Annotated in this window: 19 protein-coding genes and 2 pseudogenes; 11 read left to right on the forward strand and 10 right to left on the reverse strand. The window is 36.7% G+C overall.

Going from position 1 to position 20,948, the window contains the following annotated elements:
* Window positions 1-315 precede the first annotated feature (315 nt).
* Window positions 316-474: a YuzK family famiily protein gene (locus J7J00_RS16935; RefSeq protein ID WP_214792514.1), complete on the forward strand. Its 159-nt coding sequence runs from the start codon at window positions 316-318 to the stop codon at window positions 472-474.
* A 158-nt stretch (window positions 475-632) separates the two neighbouring features.
* Window positions 633-1,160 carry a DinB family protein gene (locus J7J00_RS16940; RefSeq protein ID WP_286201427.1) on the forward strand — a complete coding sequence of 176 codons (528 nt, stop codon included), beginning with the start codon at window positions 633-635 and terminating at the stop codon, window positions 1,158-1,160.
* Between the two features lie 155 nt (window positions 1,161-1,315).
* Here the strand turns inward: J7J00_RS16940 and brnQ are convergent, their stop codons facing one another.
* Entirely contained in the window at window positions 1,316-2,656 is a 1,341-nt protein-coding gene (gene brnQ, locus J7J00_RS16945; RefSeq protein ID WP_214792520.1) for a branched-chain amino acid transport system II carrier protein, read from the reverse strand.
* 282 nt (window positions 2,657-2,938) lie between these two features.
* Here brnQ and J7J00_RS16950 point away from each other — a divergent pair, with 282 nt between their 5' ends.
* The 4 genes from J7J00_RS16950 to J7J00_RS16965 all read left to right on the forward strand — a co-directional run bounded on the left by J7J00_RS16950 (window position 2,939) and on the right by J7J00_RS16965 (window position 6,527).
* Window positions 2,939-3,460 carry a hypothetical protein gene (locus J7J00_RS16950; RefSeq protein ID WP_214792523.1) on the forward strand — a complete coding sequence of 174 codons (522 nt, stop codon included), beginning with the start codon at window positions 2,939-2,941 and terminating at the stop codon, window positions 3,458-3,460.
* Between the two features lie 28 nt (window positions 3,461-3,488).
* Window positions 3,489-3,719, forward strand: a complete 231-nt coding sequence (locus tag J7J00_RS16955; protein WP_214792526.1) for a hypothetical protein — start codon at window positions 3,489-3,491, stop codon at window positions 3,717-3,719.
* A 381-nt stretch (window positions 3,720-4,100) separates the two neighbouring features.
* Window positions 4,101-4,994, forward strand: coding sequence for a DMT family transporter (locus tag J7J00_RS16960; RefSeq protein ID WP_214792529.1), 894 nt, complete (start codon window positions 4,101-4,103; stop codon window positions 4,992-4,994).
* Window positions 4,995-5,426: 432 nt separating this feature from the next.
* Entirely contained in the window at window positions 5,427-6,527 is a 1,101-nt protein-coding gene (locus J7J00_RS16965) for a GerAB/ArcD/ProY family transporter (RefSeq protein ID WP_214792532.1), read from the forward strand.
* Window positions 6,528-6,673: 146 nt separating this feature from the next.
* On the opposite strand, the pseudogene tatC reads toward J7J00_RS16965, so the two are convergent.
* The 5 genes and pseudogenes from tatC to J7J00_RS16990 form a co-directional block, all read right to left on the reverse strand.
* Window positions 6,674-7,421 (reverse strand): annotated as a pseudogene (gene tatC / locus J7J00_RS16970) (twin-arginine translocase subunit TatC).
* Between the two features lie 64 nt (window positions 7,422-7,485).
* Window positions 7,486-7,665 carry a twin-arginine translocase TatA/TatE family subunit gene (locus J7J00_RS16975; RefSeq protein ID WP_144529971.1) on the reverse strand — a complete coding sequence of 60 codons (180 nt, stop codon included), beginning with the start codon at window positions 7,663-7,665 and terminating at the stop codon, window positions 7,486-7,488.
* Between the two features lie 12 nt (window positions 7,666-7,677).
* Window positions 7,678-7,836, reverse strand: coding sequence for a hypothetical protein (locus J7J00_RS16980; protein ID WP_214792534.1), 159 nt, complete (start codon window positions 7,834-7,836; stop codon window positions 7,678-7,680).
* 50 nt (window positions 7,837-7,886) lie between these two features.
* Window positions 7,887-9,185, reverse strand: a complete 1,299-nt coding sequence (locus J7J00_RS16985; protein ID WP_286201423.1) for a metallophosphoesterase — start codon at window positions 9,183-9,185, stop codon at window positions 7,887-7,889.
* A gap of 587 nt (window positions 9,186-9,772) precedes the next feature.
* The gene (locus J7J00_RS16990; protein ID WP_144529969.1) at window positions 9,773-10,537 is read right to left on the reverse strand and encodes a DeoR/GlpR family DNA-binding transcription regulator; all 765 of its coding nucleotides are present in this window, start codon (window positions 10,535-10,537) and stop codon (window positions 9,773-9,775) included.
* Window positions 10,538-11,006: 469 nt separating this feature from the next.
* Between J7J00_RS16990 and J7J00_RS16995 the strand changes: the two genes are divergently transcribed.
* The 5 genes from J7J00_RS16995 (at window position 11,007) to J7J00_RS17015 (ending at window position 16,274) form a co-directional block, all read left to right on the forward strand.
* Entirely contained in the window at window positions 11,007-11,270 is a 264-nt protein-coding gene (locus J7J00_RS16995) for a GNAT family N-acetyltransferase (protein ID WP_286201424.1), read from the forward strand.
* Window positions 11,271-11,556: 286 nt separating this feature from the next.
* Window positions 11,557-12,495 carry an agmatinase gene (gene speB / locus J7J00_RS17000; protein WP_214792539.1) on the forward strand — a complete coding sequence of 313 codons (939 nt, stop codon included), beginning with the start codon at window positions 11,557-11,559 and terminating at the stop codon, window positions 12,493-12,495.
* 42 nt (window positions 12,496-12,537) lie between these two features.
* The gene (locus tag J7J00_RS17005; RefSeq protein ID WP_214792542.1) at window positions 12,538-13,905 is read left to right on the forward strand and encodes an APC family permease; all 1,368 of its coding nucleotides are present in this window, start codon (window positions 12,538-12,540) and stop codon (window positions 13,903-13,905) included.
* A gap of 43 nt (window positions 13,906-13,948) precedes the next feature.
* Entirely contained in the window at window positions 13,949-15,592 is a 1,644-nt protein-coding gene (locus tag J7J00_RS17010) for an amidohydrolase (RefSeq protein ID WP_214792545.1), read from the forward strand.
* A 103-nt stretch (window positions 15,593-15,695) separates the two neighbouring features.
* The gene (locus J7J00_RS17015; RefSeq protein ID WP_214792548.1) at window positions 15,696-16,274 is read left to right on the forward strand and encodes a TetR/AcrR family transcriptional regulator; all 579 of its coding nucleotides are present in this window, start codon (window positions 15,696-15,698) and stop codon (window positions 16,272-16,274) included.
* Between the two features lie 456 nt (window positions 16,275-16,730).
* Here J7J00_RS17015 and J7J00_RS17020 read toward each other — a convergent pair whose 3' ends face one another.
* From J7J00_RS17020 to J7J00_RS28905, 4 genes and pseudogenes are all read right to left on the reverse strand, one after another.
* Window positions 16,731-17,267: a PadR family transcriptional regulator gene (locus tag J7J00_RS17020; protein ID WP_214792551.1), complete on the reverse strand. Its 537-nt coding sequence runs from the start codon at window positions 17,265-17,267 to the stop codon at window positions 16,731-16,733.
* A 46-nt stretch (window positions 17,268-17,313) separates the two neighbouring features.
* A complete protein-coding gene (locus tag J7J00_RS17025) occupies window positions 17,314-18,495 on the reverse strand; it encodes a YhgE/Pip domain-containing protein (RefSeq protein WP_214792554.1) in 1,182 nt (393 codons plus the stop codon).
* Window positions 18,496-18,701: 206 nt separating this feature from the next.
* A complete protein-coding gene (locus J7J00_RS17030; RefSeq protein ID WP_214792557.1) occupies window positions 18,702-19,910 on the reverse strand; it encodes an MFS transporter in 1,209 nt (402 codons plus the stop codon).
* Window positions 19,911-19,927: 17 nt separating this feature from the next.
* Window positions 19,928-20,813, reverse strand: a pseudogene (locus J7J00_RS28905) (LysR family transcriptional regulator).
* Window positions 20,814-20,948 lie beyond the last annotated feature (135 nt).

The raw sequence follows: 20,948 nt of genomic DNA on the forward strand, positions 1-20,948 counted from the left end.
GGCAAAGGAAATTTTCGGTTCATATAAATAAATATTCAGTCCCATTAACAACAAACAGGTTTGTTAATGGGACTTTTAATTTGTCTTCAACCTGGTCGTTTTGTAAATGAAAAAAGGAAATTAGAGGAAGATGGAGGGATTTGGCGTTTATGTACACGGAGATAGAAACATCTGTTAAAAAGTCTGAATTATCAGTGAATATAGAGCTATAGCAACTTTGTGAGTTATCACTAACAATGATAAGATGAGTACGAAATTCACTATGGGAAGGATTGATTCTTCATTAATTTTCTCGAATTAACGTACACGTCGGCAATGGAAAAAGCGATGTTTCAGGCTCATGGAATCGGCTATGCACAATATGCTCAAAAATTGGAGCAACGCATGATGGTTGAACAAGAACGGGAACAGGATTATCTACAAAGCAGGCGTATAACAGAGGAGATGAGAGCTAATCTCTTTTTGGGGAGTTAATTTCGATCTACGATATCGATGACATAAACGAAACAATCAGGAACAAGTGAAAGGGCAATCTAAAAGATTGCCCTTTTTGTCCTGCTCTAAAAGGTAATTTCCATTTAAAAGAAGGAAACAAACACTTTTAAATAGAATGTACGGTCATGAAGAGGAGGATGATCTTGGTGGAGAGAAGAGCATTACTAGTATCTGCATTACCGGGATATGAAGAGGAAATTGGGCGGTGGTTATGGTGTTTAGAAGATGTTCGCCGTACGCTTATAGCGGAATTGAGTGGAATCAGTCAAAGTTTACTCGATTCGAAAATCGATGAAAAGCAAACGATTGGCTCGCTGTTATATCATATAGCGCTAATAGAGGCGGATTGGTTATACGAGGAGGTCCTTGTTACGGAATGGGATTCGGAAATACGCGCGTTGTTTCCATTTGGATGCCGTGCTGAAGATGGCTCCCTAAGCCACATTGAAGGACAAGCATTGGAAGAACATTTCTACCGTCTCAATAAGGTACGTGAAGTATTTCTTTCAAACTTTCGCACAATGGACCTAACGGATTGGCGTAAACCGAGGGTGCTTGAACAATATGACGTCACACCTGAATGGGTCGTTTACCATTTGATTGAACATGAAGCACACCATAGGGGGCAGATTTTTCAATTGCTGAAGAAATTACGGAATGAATGAATCCTGCAGAATAACTGGCTTGCGAAGATGGGGCTTGGCAGACAGTAGGCGGAATGGGAGCGGGTTTCGTTTTTAAAAGAAAAAAAACTGTAGGCAAACTCGCTTTTCCTCGAATTTGCCTACAGTCAAATATTCCTGTACTGATTTTATATCGTTTAATCTATTTGGTGATTATGACCGAATTTCGACCGTAAGACGCTGCTGGCATATCCAATGAATCCTCCGACAATGGCTGGGATGATCCATCCTAGTCCTGCCTCATACATAGGAAGGATTGCGGTGAAGAAATCATTGATGAATGAAATGTGTACACCTGCTCCATTTAATCCATCGAATAAACTGACGATGAATGTTAAAAGTAAGCTGCCTTGATAAACTTCAGGTCTTCCTTTAAATAAAGAATGAAGAAATGTCAAGAAAATCAAAACAATCGCTAATGGATAAATGGCTGTCATCACCGGTACAGAAATGGCAATTAACTGGGTTAGACCGATATTGGCTATTATTGCACTGAATATGGATAAACTTATGGCAATTGTTTTGTAAGGCAGATTTGGAAATAGCTTATGAAAGTATGTCGAGCAAGATGTAATGAGCCCTACACTCGTCGTTATACAAGCTACTGTGATCATTAATCCTAATAATAGCCCGCCGTATGCTCCAAAGTAATAATCCGAGACTTTTGCCAAGACAATGCCTCCATTATCCAAGCGTCCAAGTTTCTCAACGCTTGAAGCACCCATATAAGAAAGAGCTGTGTAAATGGTAGCAAGGATAACGGCCGCAATCGCGGTCGCTTTTCCACAAACGATCATTATTTGTTTCTTTGTTTTAGCACCTCTTTCTTTAATGGCATTAATGATGATGATGCCAAAAACAAAAGATGCAAGAGTATCCATCGTTAGATAACCTTCTCTGAAACCATTGAAAAATGGTTGAACCATATAGTGCTCGGCAGGTGCTTGAAAATCTCCAATTGGATTAACGAAAGCAACTACCACAAGGATTCCTATGAATGTCAACTTGATGGGTGTTAATATTTTCCCCACAATTTCGACAATTTTCGCAGGATTGAGCGAAAGAAGGCACGAAACTGTAAAAAAGATGATGGTGAATATAAGTAAAGGCAGTGGACCTGGATCTTCAGGTAAAAAAGGTTTTACACCAATCTCAAAAGAAACGTTTCCTGTTCTAGGCATTGCAAATAATGGACCAATGGCTAAATAAAGAACAGTTGTGAATATAATACCAAAGACTGGATGGACGCGGCTCGCTAATGATTGTAAGTCATCTTTTCCAGAAAAACCGAGTGCCAGCACACCAAGTAACGGTAATCCTACTCCTGTGACCAAAAACCCTGCATTAGCCGTCCAGATATTCGTACCTGCCGATTGACCAAGCATTGGCGGGAAAATTAAATTCCCTGCCCCGAAGAAAAGGGCAAATAACATTAACCCAATCACTACTATAAATGAAAATGGTACCTTGTTAGACAAAATAAACCCTCCGAAAAAACCAAAATTTGCTATTTTGGAAAATTATTAAATTTTCTAAAAATTAAGTACAGGCTAAAACTAAGACCGTATCGTATTATAACTAAATTAAATTGATATTTCAATATATTTTTCTTTTTTTATTATTTACCTGATGATCAGTGATCCGTCCTTACCTTATTTTGAACATCTAAACGCTAGTCATACTAATGAAATTCATTTTTGAACAAATGAAATTTATAAGGAAATGAGGGTGCGGACATTAAAAAATTTCTTAGCATTTTGTTGTTAATCGCAGTGTTTTCAGGTACAGGTGCATGTAACAAGGAAGTGGTCAAAGAAAACGGTGAAATGACAGAGAGGAGTCCTGTTAAAGAGGGAGATGCGGTCAAATTGGAAGAGGCAGAAAAGTTATTTAAAGGTTATTATACTGCACGATATACCATTAAGGATCCAGCCAATCCTCCTACCTTTGATGAAATTGCAGACAGAATTAAAGGATATTTATCAGAAGATGAATATAATGCCCAAATTCTTAACCGTTTTTATTCTATGCCTGCACTGGTAGCCAAAGAAATCAAGAAAAGCATCGAAGTGCAAAGTGTGAAGCTTGAAGAACAAAGTATAAATGAAGATGGCACAGTGGATTACACATACACAACGGTATTTAAGGTTTATGACGAGAATTCATCCAAGATTTATAAGAAAGAAGGAGAACTCACGATAACCATCATTGATAATGAATTAAAAGTCACCCGTGATTGGAGCAGAGGGATAAAGATTGACGGTTTAGACGGCGGACTTTAGAATGGAAAAATTAAGGAGGTGTTTTTTAATGGGATCAGCTCTTGAGAAAATACTGGGATTGTTCTTTGAAAAACGGAAACAAAGTAAAAAGGATGTTGTCTTACTAATTTTCTTATTCGGGCTTTCTATAATAAGTATGGTTAAGTATTTTACGGATGTGGACTTATTTTGGATATCTGACATTGTATTAATTGCAATCATTGTTCTATCGGCATTCATATATTTTGAAGGAAAAAGAAACAGGGAACATGATAAATAAAATCCCAGATCTTGTGGAGTAAGGGGGCAGAAATGCTATTGAATGCCCGGTAGCTAGGGATACAAGAAATTAGGTTAGTTCAAGAACATAGTTTAATTGGACTGTGTAGCTTCTTTAATTGCACATATTATGGTTTTAGAAAAAAATGAAAATCCATTCTTAAAAATATCCAATTCAAAAAATAAGATTGTAATGTATAATTCTTACATTTCAATAATTAGGAGGCTTATTATGCCAATATCATGTATAAATCCATACATTACAAAGCCCGTTTCGACATCACCACCACCAACGTTTACTCCTTTATATACACTTATATATAAAACAGATTAAGAATCTGCGAAATATATAAGCTGTTTCGCAGATTCGAAGGAGTAGACGATGAAATCTAAAATTCAGTTTATATTATCAATGATTATTTTCGGTACAATGGGTTTGGTTGTAAAATACATTGATTTATCTTCGAGCGAAACAGCTTTTCTAAGCAGTTCAATTGGTTGTCTATTTTTAGTGTTTGTATTTTTCATTATGAAGAAATCCATTCCATGGAAATTAGTGAAAGTTAATGCTTCTCCCCTTTTTCTTTCTGCGATTGCATTGGGAGGGAATTGGATTTTTCTTTATCAATCCTACGATCATACAACACTAGCTAATGCAACACTGGGTTATTATTTTGCGCCAGTATTTGTCATGGTTCTCTCACCATTTGTACTTAAGGAGCTTTTACCAATTAAAAAAGTTGTTTGTATTGGTGTAGCGATATTAGGTATGGTATTGATTATTGGAAACGGCATTGGCGCCTCTGGTAAAGATGATCTACTTGGAATCCTTTTCGGGTTAGTTGCAGCTGCATTTTACGCAGCTTTAATGTTATTAAATAAATTTATTCAAAACATGGGCATGTTAGAGATTACAATCATTCAACTTGGAACAACTGCTTTACTTCTCTTTCCCTATGTAATATTCACTGAGGGATTTGGTATCTTGGAAATATCAAGATCTTCCATTCCTTTTATAATACTCTTAGGAGTTCTTAACACTGGTATTGGCTTTTGGTTATTTTTTTCTGGTATGCTAAAGTTAAAGGGACAAAGTATGGCTATGCTAAGCTATGTAGATCCTTTTGTAGCTATACTGATTTCTGCTGTAATCTTACAAGAGAAAATGACAATTGTTCAAATCATAGGTGGCACTCTCCTTTTAGGTTCAACTTTTATTAGTGAAAATAATTCAATTAATTTTCGAAAACGACACACGAAGATTTTAACAAAATAAAGAAACGGGGCAGTGAGGGGAAATCCCTCACTGCCTTTTATTATGTTCAAGTAAAAAGCCTAAGAACTAACGGGACAGGGTAGCTCAAGAGTGATGGTTGATTCTACTTAAACAAACGGGCAATGTGGAATTATTGGAAAGTAAAACGAAGCTCTAAGTTAGTCTATCAACGGGGGGCATGTAAAAAACATGGCATGACTATCTTCTTTCGTATTAATAAAACACATTATTTTCTGCTTTTCCAAACTGCCGAGTGCGGCTCATATTGGCAAAAAATAACTTATACTCAACAGGGTTTTTATATTCTTCTTCTGTCAATAATGGTTATGGAATCATAAATGAGCTGGGTGCGCCAGCAAGAAGAAAGCATTTCTATGTTTTTATACCTTTTGTATATAACTTACCGTTTTGTCGTGAAAGGAATTTATGCAAATGCTCGAGAAAGGTAAAATCGGAAGCCGTCAACTAATGATATTAGTGATATTATATACGCTTGGTGATTCTATTTTGGTTTTACCCTCCATTGTCACTTCTGAAGCTGAACAAGATGGTTGGGTTTCGGGTATCATTGGCGTGGCAATAGCACCGTTATTGGTTATTTTTTTATATGACGCTTTAAGGAAAAGGTATCCTGATTCAACATTAGTGGAATACAGCCAAAAAATTTTGGGGAAGTGGCTGGGAATAGCAGTTTCTCTTCTTTTTATTAGCTACTTTTTTATAACCACAGCAACTTACTTGAGTGAAATTGGGGATTTTATGATAAGTCAGATTATGCCTGATACTCCAATTCAAGTGATCATGATTCTTTTTATGAGTGTCGTCCTCCTGGCCGCACGTCTTGGTTTGGAACCTTTGGCCCGAAGCGCGGAAATATTTTTCCCTTTTGTTGTATTACTTGTATCAACATTAATAATTCTTCTCCTTCCTGAGATTAAATTTCAAAATCTGCAACCCGTAGGGGAGCCAGGATTGAAACAGGTTATACGGGGATCTATACCATTTATTGTTTTTCCGTTTATAGAACCGGTTGCGATTCTAATGATCCTCCCTTTCGTAAGTCAAAAAGACAGAATAAGAAAAAGCCTTTTTGTCGGTCAATTGTTGGCTGGAAGTGTTTTGATCATTATAACCATGTTAGCCATTCTTGTACTTGGTCCAGAGTCAACAGCAAGACAAAATTATCCAATCTATATGTTGGCTAAGAAAATCAATATCGGTGATTTCATGACACGGCTGGAAGCAATACTAGCCATAATATGGTTCATCACAATTTTTATTAGATTTAGTTTGTTTTTTTATGTGACCGTTTTAGGCCTGGCACAAACGTTAAAATTGCAGGATTATCGTCCTCTGGTTTTTCCGTTTGGTATCCTTTTTATTTCCTTTACATTGATTCTGACACCTAATATCGTCCATTATAATGAATTCATTTCAGAAATCTGGCCATTTTATGCTTTGACATTCGGGTTTCTGCTTCCATTGTTATTACTAATAATCGCCAAGGTTAAGAAAAATGATGGACCAAACTAGAGTCGGGACTTAAAAGGAAGTACGAAGTTCATGAGAAACATCGGAAGAGAACTGCTGGATTTGAGTGAAAAAAGTTTCTAATCTGTCAATTATGATTGACAGATTTAGATTAGATAAACTCAGCAATTCATCTTCCTCCTCCTTAATTAAGACGTTTTCCTCAATTCAATGACATTATCCGATTGCTTTTTTAGTTTTTTTCGGTATATGATTTTTGATAATGTAACACTGCATTCGTACAACACTAAAAGCGGTACGATAACTAATATATCGGATATCAAATCAGGTGGTGTAATTAAAATAGACACAACGATAAGCAAAAAGTAAGATATCTTTCGCGCTTTTGAAAGAATCATAGGATTAATGACACCAAGAGAGGTGAGGAACATCACGACAAGCGGGATTTCGAATAAAAATCCAAACGGCAGTGTCAAGTTAATCATGAATTTAAAATATTTTTCAGATGTGAACATCGTTTCAAATTGTCCTTCAGACAAGGATAGTAGAAAGGAAAGTACGGTTGGATACACAATAAAATAACCAAATGATAAGCCGGCAATAAAGAGGACAAATAATCCAGGAATGTACGATAGGGCCGTTTTTCGTTCTTTTTCAGAAAGTCCCGGTTTTACAAATAGCCATGTTTGATGGGCAGCAATCGGAATAGTAAGAGCAATCGCGATCACACCTGAAATCATAAAATACACCCAGAGGATTTCACTTGGCCCCAATACAGCTAAATTATGGTTGAGAATCACGGATAAGCAAAGCGTAAATTTCCTGTACATAAATGAATGATCCAAATAAGAAAACGATAAAAGCTACCAAAGTATAGATTAACCGTTTCCTGAGTTCTCCGAGGTGCTCAACTAAAAGCATTTCTTGATTAGTCATATAACTTCTCCTTTCCTAAAAACAAGATGAAGATGCAAGCTTGTTGCTTACATCTTCATCAAAATTACTTGGATTGCGTCTTTTCCTCTTCGTCTGAAGAAATTAAATCTTTAGTAGAGTTTTTAAACTCTCTTAATGTACTTCCAAAAGCACGTCCAATTTCGGGCAACTTAGATGGTCCAAATATGATGAGGGCAATGACTAAAATCAATATTAATCCGGGTATCCCAATATTTTGCAACATTGTTTTTCCTCCTTAAAATTTAAATCCTTTTTTCTTCGGTTTAAAACGTAATAGGTTGTCAGTTTGGGCTTTGGTTGTCTCACTTAAAATACCCAGACCAGAAGTGGCAGCAGCACCTGTTCCCATATATGTTAAAAACCTACGACGATTTAACGGTTTGTTTTCCAGCAAAATGTCATCCTATCAATCTCCTGAAATTTAAAGCTAAATTAGAGAGCGGCCTATGCTTTCGTGATGCCATCTATTTTCAAAAATGTGTCACTTATATTACCAAATGAATCAATTGCATATACTTCGATACTATAGCTTGTACCAGGCTGTAATCCCTTAACTGGCTGAACGAATGGATTAGGTACTGGGTCTTTGTAGAATTCTGAGAAAGCACGAAACTCTTTTGCTATTTGTCCTGTTAGTTTGTTCTTCGCTACTACTTTATAAGAATGTACCAGCGAATTATCATTGGCCTGATTAAACATGATATTCATCTCAGTACTAGTGGTATCAACAATCGAAATGCTTGACCCTTTCGGGAAACTAGGTTTTACTAGATCTCTCATTTCTGTATATTTAAATGAATTCTTTTTACCTCGACAGTCAATTACCCATGGTTCGCCTATCCAATCATTTTGAGTAAAATCACGACGATGAATGAACACTTTGTCTCCTTGAACCTCTACAATTAGACCTTGGCTAAAAGTTTCGGCTCCTTTAGGTAATTCTCCTTGAATATACCCAGCTTCAACCCACATATTTTTTAGAGAAGCAGTTGCAAGTGTAGTAAAATCCTTTTGATGGATTGTTCTTGGTTCATCCAATGGATAATGTGTATGACCGGAAAACGTGATTATTTGCGGATATTCTTTCAAAGTATCGTAAAAAAGGTCTCTATTTGCAGAGAAGCCCCATTCACTTCCATAAATGGTTCCTTTGAGTGGCTGGTGATGGAAGACAAAAATTGGTTTTTTTGGATCATCAGCGTTTGCTAACTTTAATTGTTCACCCAACCATTCAATTTGCTTCACTGAAAAGGTTCCCTCTGTTTTACCATCTTCCGTACCAAGAACAATGAAATGATAACCTTTGACGACCTTATGGTAGTAAATTGACTCCATTCCCGTTTTCTCAATAAATCTTTTTTGAGAATCTATTACTGATAAACCATTCCAATAGTCATGATTTCCGATTGCAATCATAGATACAGCCTTCGGTTGTTTTTTGATATCATAAATCGACATAAATCGATCATACTCTTCTATGTAACCATTCTCTGTTAAATCACCAACAACAACGAGAGCATCTTGTTTTGGTACTAATTCATTCAATTGATGCAATGCGCTGCCCCACTTTTGCAGATCCGTTGTCCCACTCTTCAAAATATGCACATCACTAATAACTGGAAACACTAAATCGGGTTTTTTATGCAAACCAAGCTTCGATGTTGCTCCAGCTGACTCAAGATTTAGTGAGTTTACTAGCGATAATCCAAGGGTAAGCCCAGCAATCTTCGTTGTACCTTCCAAAAAACTGCGTCGATCCATTCCTTTTTCAAAGATAGATTCGACAATTTTTCTGATTCGTGTTTTAGTTGCTCGTCTTTCATTGGTATCTACTCCTCTTTTGGATATAATGCCTTTATTGATTTCAATTAAGAACTTTCTAATGAAAAATTGAAGTAAAGCAGATTTTAAGGAATTTTAATTGATTTTGTTAATAATAAATCCTTCAATTTTGGGTAATATAGGTGAATTCATATCATGGATGCCGCCGCTCGATCACCACCTTAATTTCATTTTTTTCAGTAGTTAACTCTGCTCTTAAAGCTGGAAAAGGCATCGTGTAACTTACTTGTTTTTAACATTAGTGATTGTTTCGATTTGATGTCGACCACCATAAGTCATTCCTAATCCACACAAAAAAACAACTTTTGTCACAAATTACCTCTTTTCCACATAAATATACACAAAAAATATTAAGGGAACATTAGTTTAAAGTGAATTATTTTGGTTTTAATGTAAATCATTACAAAAAAACCATATTTTCGCAACTTTAACCAAATAAAAAGAGGAAAAGCCAACATTCGCTTTTCCTCAACGTAACATGCATGATTCTATTTATTTACGATCTCTATACCCTCTTTTTCATACTTCTTCAATATTTTTTCCGACAGCTTAGAGTCGGAAATAATACGATCAATCCGATCAAACTGGCAAACCTTCAATAAGGAGGCAATATCAAATTTGCTGCTGTCTGCTAAAACAGTACAATTTCGAGAAATCTCTAGCATCTTCATTTTTACCTGGTATTCACCTAATCCGTAATCCGTTAGTCCTTCCGTCAACGAAATGCCGCTGATACTCATAAAAAATGCATCGATATGAAATCCTTTGAAAAACTCCTCTGCGATTTGACCTACAATGCACAACTCTTCATTCCGCAGCACTCCCCCCGGCATCAAAATCGTATAGTGCGGCATTTCTGCAAGTTCATTCGCAATAATTAAGGAATTGGTTAATATGGTAAGTCGCTGAAATTTCTTTTTTAAAGCTTTGGCAAATTCCGTATTCGTTGTACTTACATCCAGTGCGATGGATTGTCCTTCCATGACATAGCGTGTGGCAATCTCAGCTATTTCCTTCTTTTCCTCAATATGTTTTGTTTCGCGCAATGTGAAATTGATTTCATTACTATTCACATCGTCCAATACTGCTCCTCCCCGCACACGTCGCAAATATCCCTCTTTTTCAAGATGTTCTAGATCCCTGCGGACTGTCTCGGTGGAAACGCCAAATAGTTTCGTAACAGAAGACACTTTTATCGATTTATTTTTTCGCAGTAAGTCTACTATTTTTTCATAGCGCTCATGAGCTAACAATATTTTCACCTACCTCTGCAATAAAGTGTTGATTATTTATAAATAACACAAATTCACATAAATTCACAATATAAACGAAATAAATATAATGATTTAGTTGCCAACGCAGTGAATCCGGTCCACAAGTTGTCACTGCACTTATACGCTATATCCAACAGAAGTATCACCACGAAATTTTTCCCCATTCATTGAAAGAATGGAGGGTAAAATACAAGGACTTGCACAACGGATGCGTTTCTGAAATAAGCAGGAACGCCCTTTCACTGACGTAAGCAGGTTAATTCAACAACAAGGAATTTGACTTCATCCTAGGGAAATAAGTACGTTGAATTCTAATGGAGATAAGGAAAAGGGGAGCTAAATGAATTATAAAGTTATAATAAACATGCCAATATTTAATCATGAAATACCTGAATTAAGATAGCGTGTTGGATGGGGAAGACGCGCGATAAAGATTACCCTACATTGTTTGAGCGTTGCAATTTGGGCAGGAGTAAGAAACGAAAATAATAAACTTATATCATTTGGTTATGTTGCAGGCAGGGGGTTAGAACATGGCTATATGGAAGACATAATTGTTCATCCTGATTATCAAAAAATGGGTATTGGTGTTGAGTTAGTAAGAGAATTATTAAGAGAATCCGAACGATATGGATTAGAAATTGTCACCTTAACGTATGACCCCAAACATAAAAACTTTAATCCCTGTTCAGGAGGGTTATGGAAAAAATGAAGGTTAGTGTAACAAGAATGGGCGGCTTTACTTTAATAGAGCAGGATTGGAAGATAAGGTTACTTTGATGAAAAGGTGATTTGATAGACAATAAATAATAGTTTGACTTTTTTTACAACTATGTTTATATTGGGTTTAATACTAACTAACGTTAGTTAATAAAGTGCGAAAAGTAGGTGTTATCAATAAAAAGTAAGCTAATGAACTAAAGGTTGTAAGCGATTACACTCTGTGTTTGTAAAATTTGTATGAAATGATTTTTATTTAAAACCAGGAGATGATACTTATGAAATATCCACTTACACCAGATGTAAAGCCAGAGTTTTGTACAACAGGAACTTTTATGCGTTTACCTTCCCAAAAGCTTGATGCAAAGCTGGCAATTGTAGGTATGCCTTTTGATACAGCAGCTTCTTTTCGGGTGGGGGCCAGGTTTGCTCCTCAAGCCATTCGCCAAGCATCCATGACCCTGTTTCCTTATCATCCTGTTCATGAGGTATATCCTTTTGAACAAATGAATGCCATTGATATTGGTGATATCCCTGTTATTCCTCATAATATTCATCGAAGTTATGATTTAATGAAGGAATCCATGTATGAATTGATGTCTAAAGGAGTCATACCAATTGGATTGGGGGGAGATCATTCTATCACTTTAGCTAGTTTACGCGCTGCGGCAAAGGTATATGGCCCTGTAGCCATGATTCATTTTGATTCCCATACAGATACTTGGGATACATATTATGAGGAAAAATATTGGCATGGATCTCCTTTTATTCGTGCATACGAAGAAGGTTTGCTGCAGACGGATAAAGTATTTCAAATAGGAATCCGAGGCACGCTAAACCACTCTGGAGATTTACAGGCAAGTCTTGATTTAGGTTATCGTTTGATTACAACTGGTGAACTTTCCAATCGTGGATTTGAAGATGTTTTAAAAGAAATCAGAAAAACTATTGGCAACACACCTTGTTTCTTAACATTTGATATAGATTTCGTCGATCCCTCTTTTGCTCCGGGAACAGGTACGCCTGAAGCAGGTGGTTTTAGCAGCTTTGAAACACTAAAAATGATACGTTCCCTAACTGGATTTAACTTTATAGGATATGATGTGGTTGAAGTGCTGCCTTCATATGATCCAAGTCAAATCACTTCACTTTTAGCAGCAACACTTGTACATGAATTTGCCAGCCTCGCAGCATTAAGTGCGAAAGAAGGTAATTGATAATTCACTTCAACTATTTAATAAAGGAGGTAGCTCTTTGCGATGAAAGGATTACCCGAGCTTAAGCGTTCACTAAATACAAGATATGTAATTGTATTTGGACTTTCCTTTATGGCGCCTGTGACAGTCTTTAGCACATATGGTATCGCTATTGATCGTACCCATGGAATGGTTCCGACGGCATACATAATTGCCTTAATCGTTATGCTATTCACCTCATACAGTTACGCAAAAATGGTTCAGGTATATCCCACTACCGGTTCAGCTTATACCTTTGTGCAGAAAGGAATTAATTCACACCTTGGTTTTCTGGTAGGATGGGTCATTTTATTGGATTATCTTTTCAGTCCTATGATCAGTGCTTTACTTTTTGGGATTATGGTGAATGCTTACTTTCCTGGTGTTCCTATCATTGCAGTTATTATTACTTTTATTATAGCTGTGACAACCATTAATATTTTTGGGATTAAGGTTGCTGCAAATGTGAATACCTTTTTGGTAATATTTCAATTTCTTTTTATTATTATTTTCAGCCTGCTTTGCATAAATGGACTTTTAGCAGGAAAAGGTACCGGGGAGTTGTTTTCTAAGGATCCTTTTTTTAGTTCTGACGTGAATTTTAATCATCTACTCTCAATTGTACCGCTATTATGTTTTAGTTTTCTTGGGTTTGATGCGGTTACTACACTAGCTGAAGAAACCAAAAATCCCAAAAAAACACTTCCTAAGGCTATTTATGCTACGACAATAATTGGAGGGTTATTATTTGTTGCATCTACCTATTTTGCACAATCGATTTTCCCGAATTTTAATGCTTTTAAGAACCCTGATACAGCTATAGTGGATATCATGATTTATACCGGAGGGAATTTCCTGAATAGTTTGTTTATTTCTGTGGTAGTGACATCTGCTACTGCTTCTGCTATTGCTTCAGGAGGAAGCGGAGCAAGGATTTTATATGCAATGGGGAGAGATAGGGTTCTGCCTAAGAGGATTTTCGGATATGTTTCCCCAAAATTTCAAACGCCCATATTCAATATCTTGATCATTGCTTGTGTAGCCATGAGTGCTGTTTTTTTGGATATAGCAACAGCTACTTCTTTCATTAACTTTGGAGCCCTGTTTGCTTTTACATTCGTTAATCTTTCTGTGCTCATCCATTATTTTGTGAGACAGAAGCAGAGATCGCCTAAAAGCATCATTTTATATTTACTTCTTCCCTTAATAGGCACCGGTATAACTATATTGTTTATGACAAAGTTAGATATCCATTCTTTAGTATTAGGAATTACTTGGATGGCAGTAGGGTTCATTTACTTATTGTACTTAACAAAAATGTTTAAGGAACGTCCGCCTGAACTGAATTTTGAAGAGCAAAAAGAAGAATTCGATGTAAAGCTAGTGCAATGATCAATTACTGTTTTATTATTTTGAATGAAAAGAGGTAACTATTATGGCTATTAAAAAAGCAGATATTATTCTTTCTAGTGATGCCATTTTCACGGGGCTTACACATGAGCCAACGTCTGGTGCAATTGCTATCTTAGGTGACAAAATCATGAGTGTAGGATCAAAAGCGGAGATTGAACCTTTCATAGGAGGTACTACAAAAGTATTTAACTATGGAAATCAATTAATTATGCCAGGATTTCATGACTTTCATCTCCACATTATGTTTAGCGCACTAAGTTTAAATAGTATTAATTTATTTGATGCCAGGTCAGCCCAAGGTGCAGCTGCAAAAGTACTGGAATTTTCTAAAGGTTGTTCTGAGGATGAATGGATTATAGGGATGCAATGGGACGCAGGTTATTGGCATGATAAACAAGAACCCCATTATAAAATACTCGACTCTGTTATTCCAGATCGTCCTGTCGTTCTTTTTCATGCTGAAGGTCATTATACATGGGTAAACAGTAAAGCCATGGATTTAGCAGGAGTTACTGAGGATATACTTGATCCGGATTTTGGACGTTATGAAAGAGATAAAGATGGTTTACTTACGGGAATTTTATATGAAGGTGCTCAACAAATCGTTTTAAAAGAGGCATTACGGTTAACACAAAATAAAAAAGAAACGATATTAAAAAAGTTTTTACAATTGTTATCCCAATATGGAATAACCTCTGTAAACGATTTGTATGCGCCGATAGATGACTTCATTCAAGACTATGACCTTTATGAAAAATTGGATAAGCAAGGGGAATTAACGACAAGATTTCATATCACTCCTGAATTGGATGGCAATTTGGAGAAAGCTCAAATACTGAGAAATAAATATGAATCAAAGAAACTTCAATTCTCAGGATTAAAGCAGTTTGTTGATGGAACAGTCACGGGTCATACAGCTTACTTCCTAAAACCTTACTCCGATCAATTGGATATCTGTGGTCATCCAGCTATAGATCCAGAAGTATTGATTGATCGAGTTGTTAAAGCAGATGAACTTGGATTCAGAATCAGGTTTCACGCTATTGGAGATGGGGCAATTCGATTGGCTTTAGACGCTTTTGAAAAAGCTGTACGTAAAAATGGAAAAAGGGACTCAAGGCATACAATAGAGCATATTGAAGTAATCGATCAGGATGACATTGAACGTTTTTCAAAACTAGGAGTCATTGCCTCCATGCAACCTGATCACATGGCCGCTTCATCAAGAGAGGTATATTCTTCAATTATAGGTCCTGAAAGGGAAAAAAATGTTTTCCTGACGAAGTCGCTTTTAAATTCAGGTGCAGCCTTAGCTTTAGGAACGGATTTCCCGGTCTCTATCTCATTAAATCCAATGCGCCAAATATATACGGCAATTACAAGAGTTGATAGTAGTGGAGATCCAAAAAACACATGGTATTCTGAACAAAAGCTCACTTTGGCAGAGGCATTGCAAGCATATACATATGGCTCAGCCTATGGATGTTTTAGAGAGCACGAGCTAGGTACAATAGAAGCGGGAAAACTTGCTGATCTTGTGGTTTTAGACAGAAATCTTTTTGATATTCCTGAAAATGAAGTGCTCAAAACTAAAGTGGAACTTACAATAAACGATGGGAAAGTTGTGTTTAAAAGCGAAGAATCTTCTTTATCCAGCATATTCTAATTCTCTTATCTTTTAGAGGAACAGAGGTATCAAATATTTAGTTTAAAAAAGGAAATGAGTTTATAATGATATTAACTAACGTTAGATAGTTTGGGGGCTCATTATGACAAAAAATGAAATTAAAAACATTTCCTTAACACTTTTTACTAAGTACGGATACGAGGGAACCGCTTTATCGGAAATTGCCAAGAGGGTAGGTATACAAAAACCCTCAATCTATAACCATTTCAAAAATAAGGATGACCTTTTCTTGTGTCTGTTTGAAGAAATTCTCGAAGAGCATATACATCAGGTCGAACAATTTGTCGAAGAAATAAATACACTCTCTTCTGAAGAAAAGTTAAAGCACATCCTTCTTGATACTTGTAACTATTATAAAAACCATGAAGATAAAGCAACTTTTTTAAAGAGAGCGATGATCTTTCCGCCGGAGCATTTGAAGCACATATTAAATGATAAATTCCTTAGATCTGAAAAATCATTTTCCTCTCTATTACATGATATCTTTTTAGAAGGAATTGACAAAAAAGAAATACGCCAAGTGAAAATCGAGAACTTAATCATGTCCTATCTCTGTTTGATTGATGGGGTGTTCATGGAATTCTCTTATTATGGAAAAGAGAACATGGAACCTAGAATTCAGAATATATGGGAAAATTTTTGGTATGGACTAAGTGGATGATACGTTAATACAGTTCATGCTCTAAAAACTATCAAGTAGGTATTGGTTACTTGCTCATTCCGAGCAAATTCAGTTTGTAAACAAAAGGGGGTTCGGAATGGTCTCATCCCGAACCATGATTTTAAAGAAGACTTGGTTATCCTTCATGTTTTTTTACTTTTTTATATGGATGAACCCTCATTGGATTGAAGAAATTTGCGACACTCCTGCCGAATAACTGGCTTGCCGAGACCCCACAGACGTTGCGTCGAGGAGGCTTGGCAGACAGTCGGCGGAAAGGGAGTGGATTTCTGAAATCAACTGGAACGTTTTTTAAAGAAAAAAACTGTAGGCAAACTCGCGCTTTCTTCGAATTTGTCTACAGTCTGTACTTGCTCATTCCGAGCAAGTTTTTTTATTATTGGTTATATGAATGGACTAATTTCGCCGTATTCGTTGTAGTACCGCCAAGTAACTTTACAATTCCTTAGCCTTGATCCTTTTAATTAACTCTTCAAACCAATATATTGTGTGATCTGCTTTGGTCGAAAGATAACCATTCAGAAATTCACCAATATTCTCGTTTTCTTTGCCTACTTGATCTAGCTCAAAAGTACCGAGCTGTTCCCAAATATCCTTGATGTTCTTTACCTTTTTTTCCAGTATATCTACTACTTTGTCCCGATCTACATATTTGATGTTGGCTAAACAAACAATCATATCCCTGATTTCATCCGCACTTTCAAATAATTTATAGATCTTTTTGGGGAGTTCTTCGCGGCCCTTATCCGTAATCGCAAATACTTGTTTATCAGGCCGATGTTCTTCTTTTATCACTTCAACTGGTTCGACTAAACCTTGTTTTACCAATGATTCGAAATGGTAGTACAGTTTACTTTCAGTTAACCCGCCTAGGCGATCCAATGGAATGGGTTCTGAAAGCTGCTTTTTTAATTTATAAGGATAGTTTTTATCCTCCATCAGCTTGCTCAATATAAAAATTTGGATGGACATTTTCTCCGCTCCTTTAAGAAGTATTATCTCCTTATTGTAGCAAAACTTAAGCTGTGATTTCAGCCGCTTTCTTTTCAACTTCTGTTTCAGAAACCTGTCCTGGCATCGGTTTTTGTATAAACGCGACAATAGCCATGTTAATTACCATCGCAACGGCGCCAACCGCAGCCATTGACCAAATATACGGACTTGGACTGATGCTGCCATATAGGTTTGCAAAGTACGCTTGCACCGAGTAGTACATCGGGGAAATGTGGCTCATCCATTCATATGGTAAATGCATCATATCACGTGAGATGGTGGCACCATTTGCGATTGTTTGCATTAATAAGATTGGCAGGTTTAAAATCATGCCGCCTTCACCCAATAAGAAGATTAAAATCGCGGTGAAGTTAAAACATACCATATAGTTTAGTATTTGTTGACCCACTATACCGAAGAATAGGTCACCGCTTGGCTTGTCAATTAAATACGCTACACCTACAGCGATGAGTGATGAAACCACTGCAATCAATAACGCAGTTAATTGCACATAAACGAATAAACGTGTTTTACTAGCTTTTCCCCGGCTGGCTCTAAATGCACCCACTATTTGCATCGCCCCGATCATCGCCCCGACATAACCGGCCATTGTCAAGAACATAGGCAGCATATTGTTATTCATGCCATCTGGTATTTCGTTGATTGTAACCACATTTCCTACATAGGATTTCTCAATCTTTTCCGCTAATTCAGCGGCTTGCTTTTCCGGTACATTAAAGTTCATCAATACGCCCTGGGCCGTTTGTTGTGAGAATTGTGTGCTTAACTGATTGTTAATTTCAGTTACGACAGAATTCATGGTAGAAGAAACGACTGTTGCCCCTGCCTCATTGATTGTAAAGTCAATGCTTGATGACGCTTCACCTTTTTGCATATTTTCAGAGAAGGTTTTCGGGATGTGTACGACTAATGCTAAATCATTGTGCTCCAAATCTTTTAAGGCTTGTTTATTGGTTATATCCGTCTCTATTTCTTTAAAGGGTAAATTTTCTTTTAACTGATCGGCAATCATCGCACCATTTTCCCCGGCATCATCATTGATGATGGCGATAGGTAATTTATCGACATTTCCTGGTATGGCTGTATACCCAGGCAAGAAGATGCCTAGCATGGCAATTGCATAGAAAATCCCCATAAAGATTGCCGCAGATGCACCTCTTGTTTTTAAGAATGCAGTAAATTTCATATGTTGAATCCATCCTTTTGATTTAATAGTATAGTACTTCATTTAAACCACTCTAATTAAAGTAGTTTAAATGAAGTACTTTGAATTTTATTTTATTTTTTTCAAAAAGTCAATTGAAAAATTTTTTGTTTTTTTATGTATACAAAAAAACTCCCAACAAAAATCTTCTCATTGTTGGGAGTAACTATTACATTCTTTAAACTGCTTTATTGTATTTTCAACACCTTTATTATTCGTGAAGAAATCATTCCTAAATGAATTGAAATCAAGAGAGAAATTGTTGAAAGAACAGCGATCATGATGACAATGCCAATCCACCCAAAATTACTATAAAATGTACCGCTTGCCGTTCCTGCAATACTTCCCCCAAAATAATAGGAAAATAAATATAATGAAGATGCTTGGGCTTTATTTTGAGCGGCCAATCTGCCAACCCAGCTGCTAGCTATGGAATGGCTGGCGAAAAAACCGAAAGTAAAGATGGCGATTCCGAAAATTTTTATCCATAGATTGAGGTCCAATGTGATGCAAACCCCCAACATCAATATAATGATGGATACCTGTAACATCCTGCCTTTACCGTAATGATCTGCTAACATTCCCATCCATGTAGAACTGATTGTACCAACAATATAGACGATGAAGATAAATCCAACTAAGGTTTGACTAAGTGAATAGGGCGGGTTAATGAGCTGAAACCCAATGTAGTTATATAAAGAAACAAAGCCAGCCGACAATAAAAAACCAATTAGAAAAAGATGAATGAGACTGGGTGTTTTAAAATGGCTGAACAAACCAAGCCCAAATTGTTTTACGTTAAAGGTTTGCACTTTAAAATTGGTTGATTGAGGGAGGAATGACCAAAAGATAAAAGTCGCAGCAAAACTAACGATGCCTATCCCGGTTAATGCGATGCGCCAACCAAAATAATCAGTCAATATCCCGCTAATGATCCGCCCTGCCATTCCTCCAAATGAATTTCCGCTTATATATAAACCAATGGCCATTCCTAAACTTTTAGGGTCGATTTCTTCTCCTAAATATGCCATCGCTACCGCTGGAAGCCCTGCTAACGTTATGCCCAGTAATATTCTGCAAGTAATCAGCAAATCAAGATTCGGCATGAACCCTGTTAATACCGCAAGCATGGATGATGCTACCAAAGATATGGTCATAACTCGCTTCCGCCCATAAATCTCTGATAATGTGCCAGCGATCAATAGGCTAATGGCCAATGTAATCGTAGTGGATGTTTGACTCAAACTTGAAACCGCCGGTGATATTTGAAATTCCTTTGCGATTTCAGGTAGGAGGGGCTGTGTTCCCCAAAGTATGGCAAAGGTACAGAATCCACCTGCAAATAAAGCAAAGTTTACCTTTTTAAATTCTTTTGTCCCACGCTTCATGTAAGTCATTTTTTATGGCTACCCCTTTAGTCGTTTTTGAAAAAGCGATTTATATACTGAATGAATCTCCCGGCAACAGGCGACAAGTAGGCATCTTGTAGCCAAGCCATTCCAATTTCCCTTTTGCAGATGGGGTTGCTGATACGTATAAGCTTCACTTTGCTTCTGTCCAAAACATGTAATTCAGGTATTAAAGAAACGCCTAATTTTGCACCGACTAACCCGGATACCGTCCCAATATCATCGCCTTCAAATACAACATCCGGCGAAAAACCGGCTTTTTTGCATAAATCATTAATAATGGTCTGAAGTACATTATCATTTTTAAAAGAGATGAATGGTTCATCTTTAACCATATTTAAGTCAAGAGCATTCCAAGATGCTAAGTGATGATCGAAAGATACGGCCAAAAATAACTCTTCGGTTAAGAGTGGCTGACAGTTCACCTCTTTATCCTCATGGAGCAGTGAGGTTAGAGCCAAATCGACCTTTCTTGATTTTAATTGCTCTATAATTTGCCGATTCGAGGCTTGAGTTAATTGAAACTTGATATTCGGATGCATTTTTTGAAATGAACTTATTATGTCGGGAAGGAACGACATGTATCCCAAGAGAGGGCAAAAAGGACAAGGAAATCGTGCCATGATCGGGATGGATTTCATCCCATATTTCCTGTTTACCAATTTCAATTTGTTTAATTGATTGCTCCACACGGTTTAAGAACATCTTTCCATATCGATTCAAATATATATTCCGGCCTTTTCTATCAAAAAGCTGTACACCTAATTCGTCTTCAAGTTTTGAAATGGACCGACTGAGCGCAGGCTGGGAAATGGATAATTGTTCTGCTGCACGAGTGATATGTTGAACACTTGCAACTTTTTGGAAATAATTGATTTGATGCCAATCCATTAAATTACCTCACTTGTTTTTTATTTCTCTTTAATACTATGCTCCTTCACCGATAACTTCTAATTGTTAATATGCATGAAAATGATACCTAAAAGGTATTAATTTTATTGATAGAAGGATTGCCTCTTTTTTGGC

The sequence above is a fragment of the Bacillus sp. ISL-4 genome (genome assembly GCF_018613275.1).
Lineage (GTDB): Bacteria > Bacillota > Bacilli > Bacillales > DSM-1321 > Peribacillus > Peribacillus simplex_E.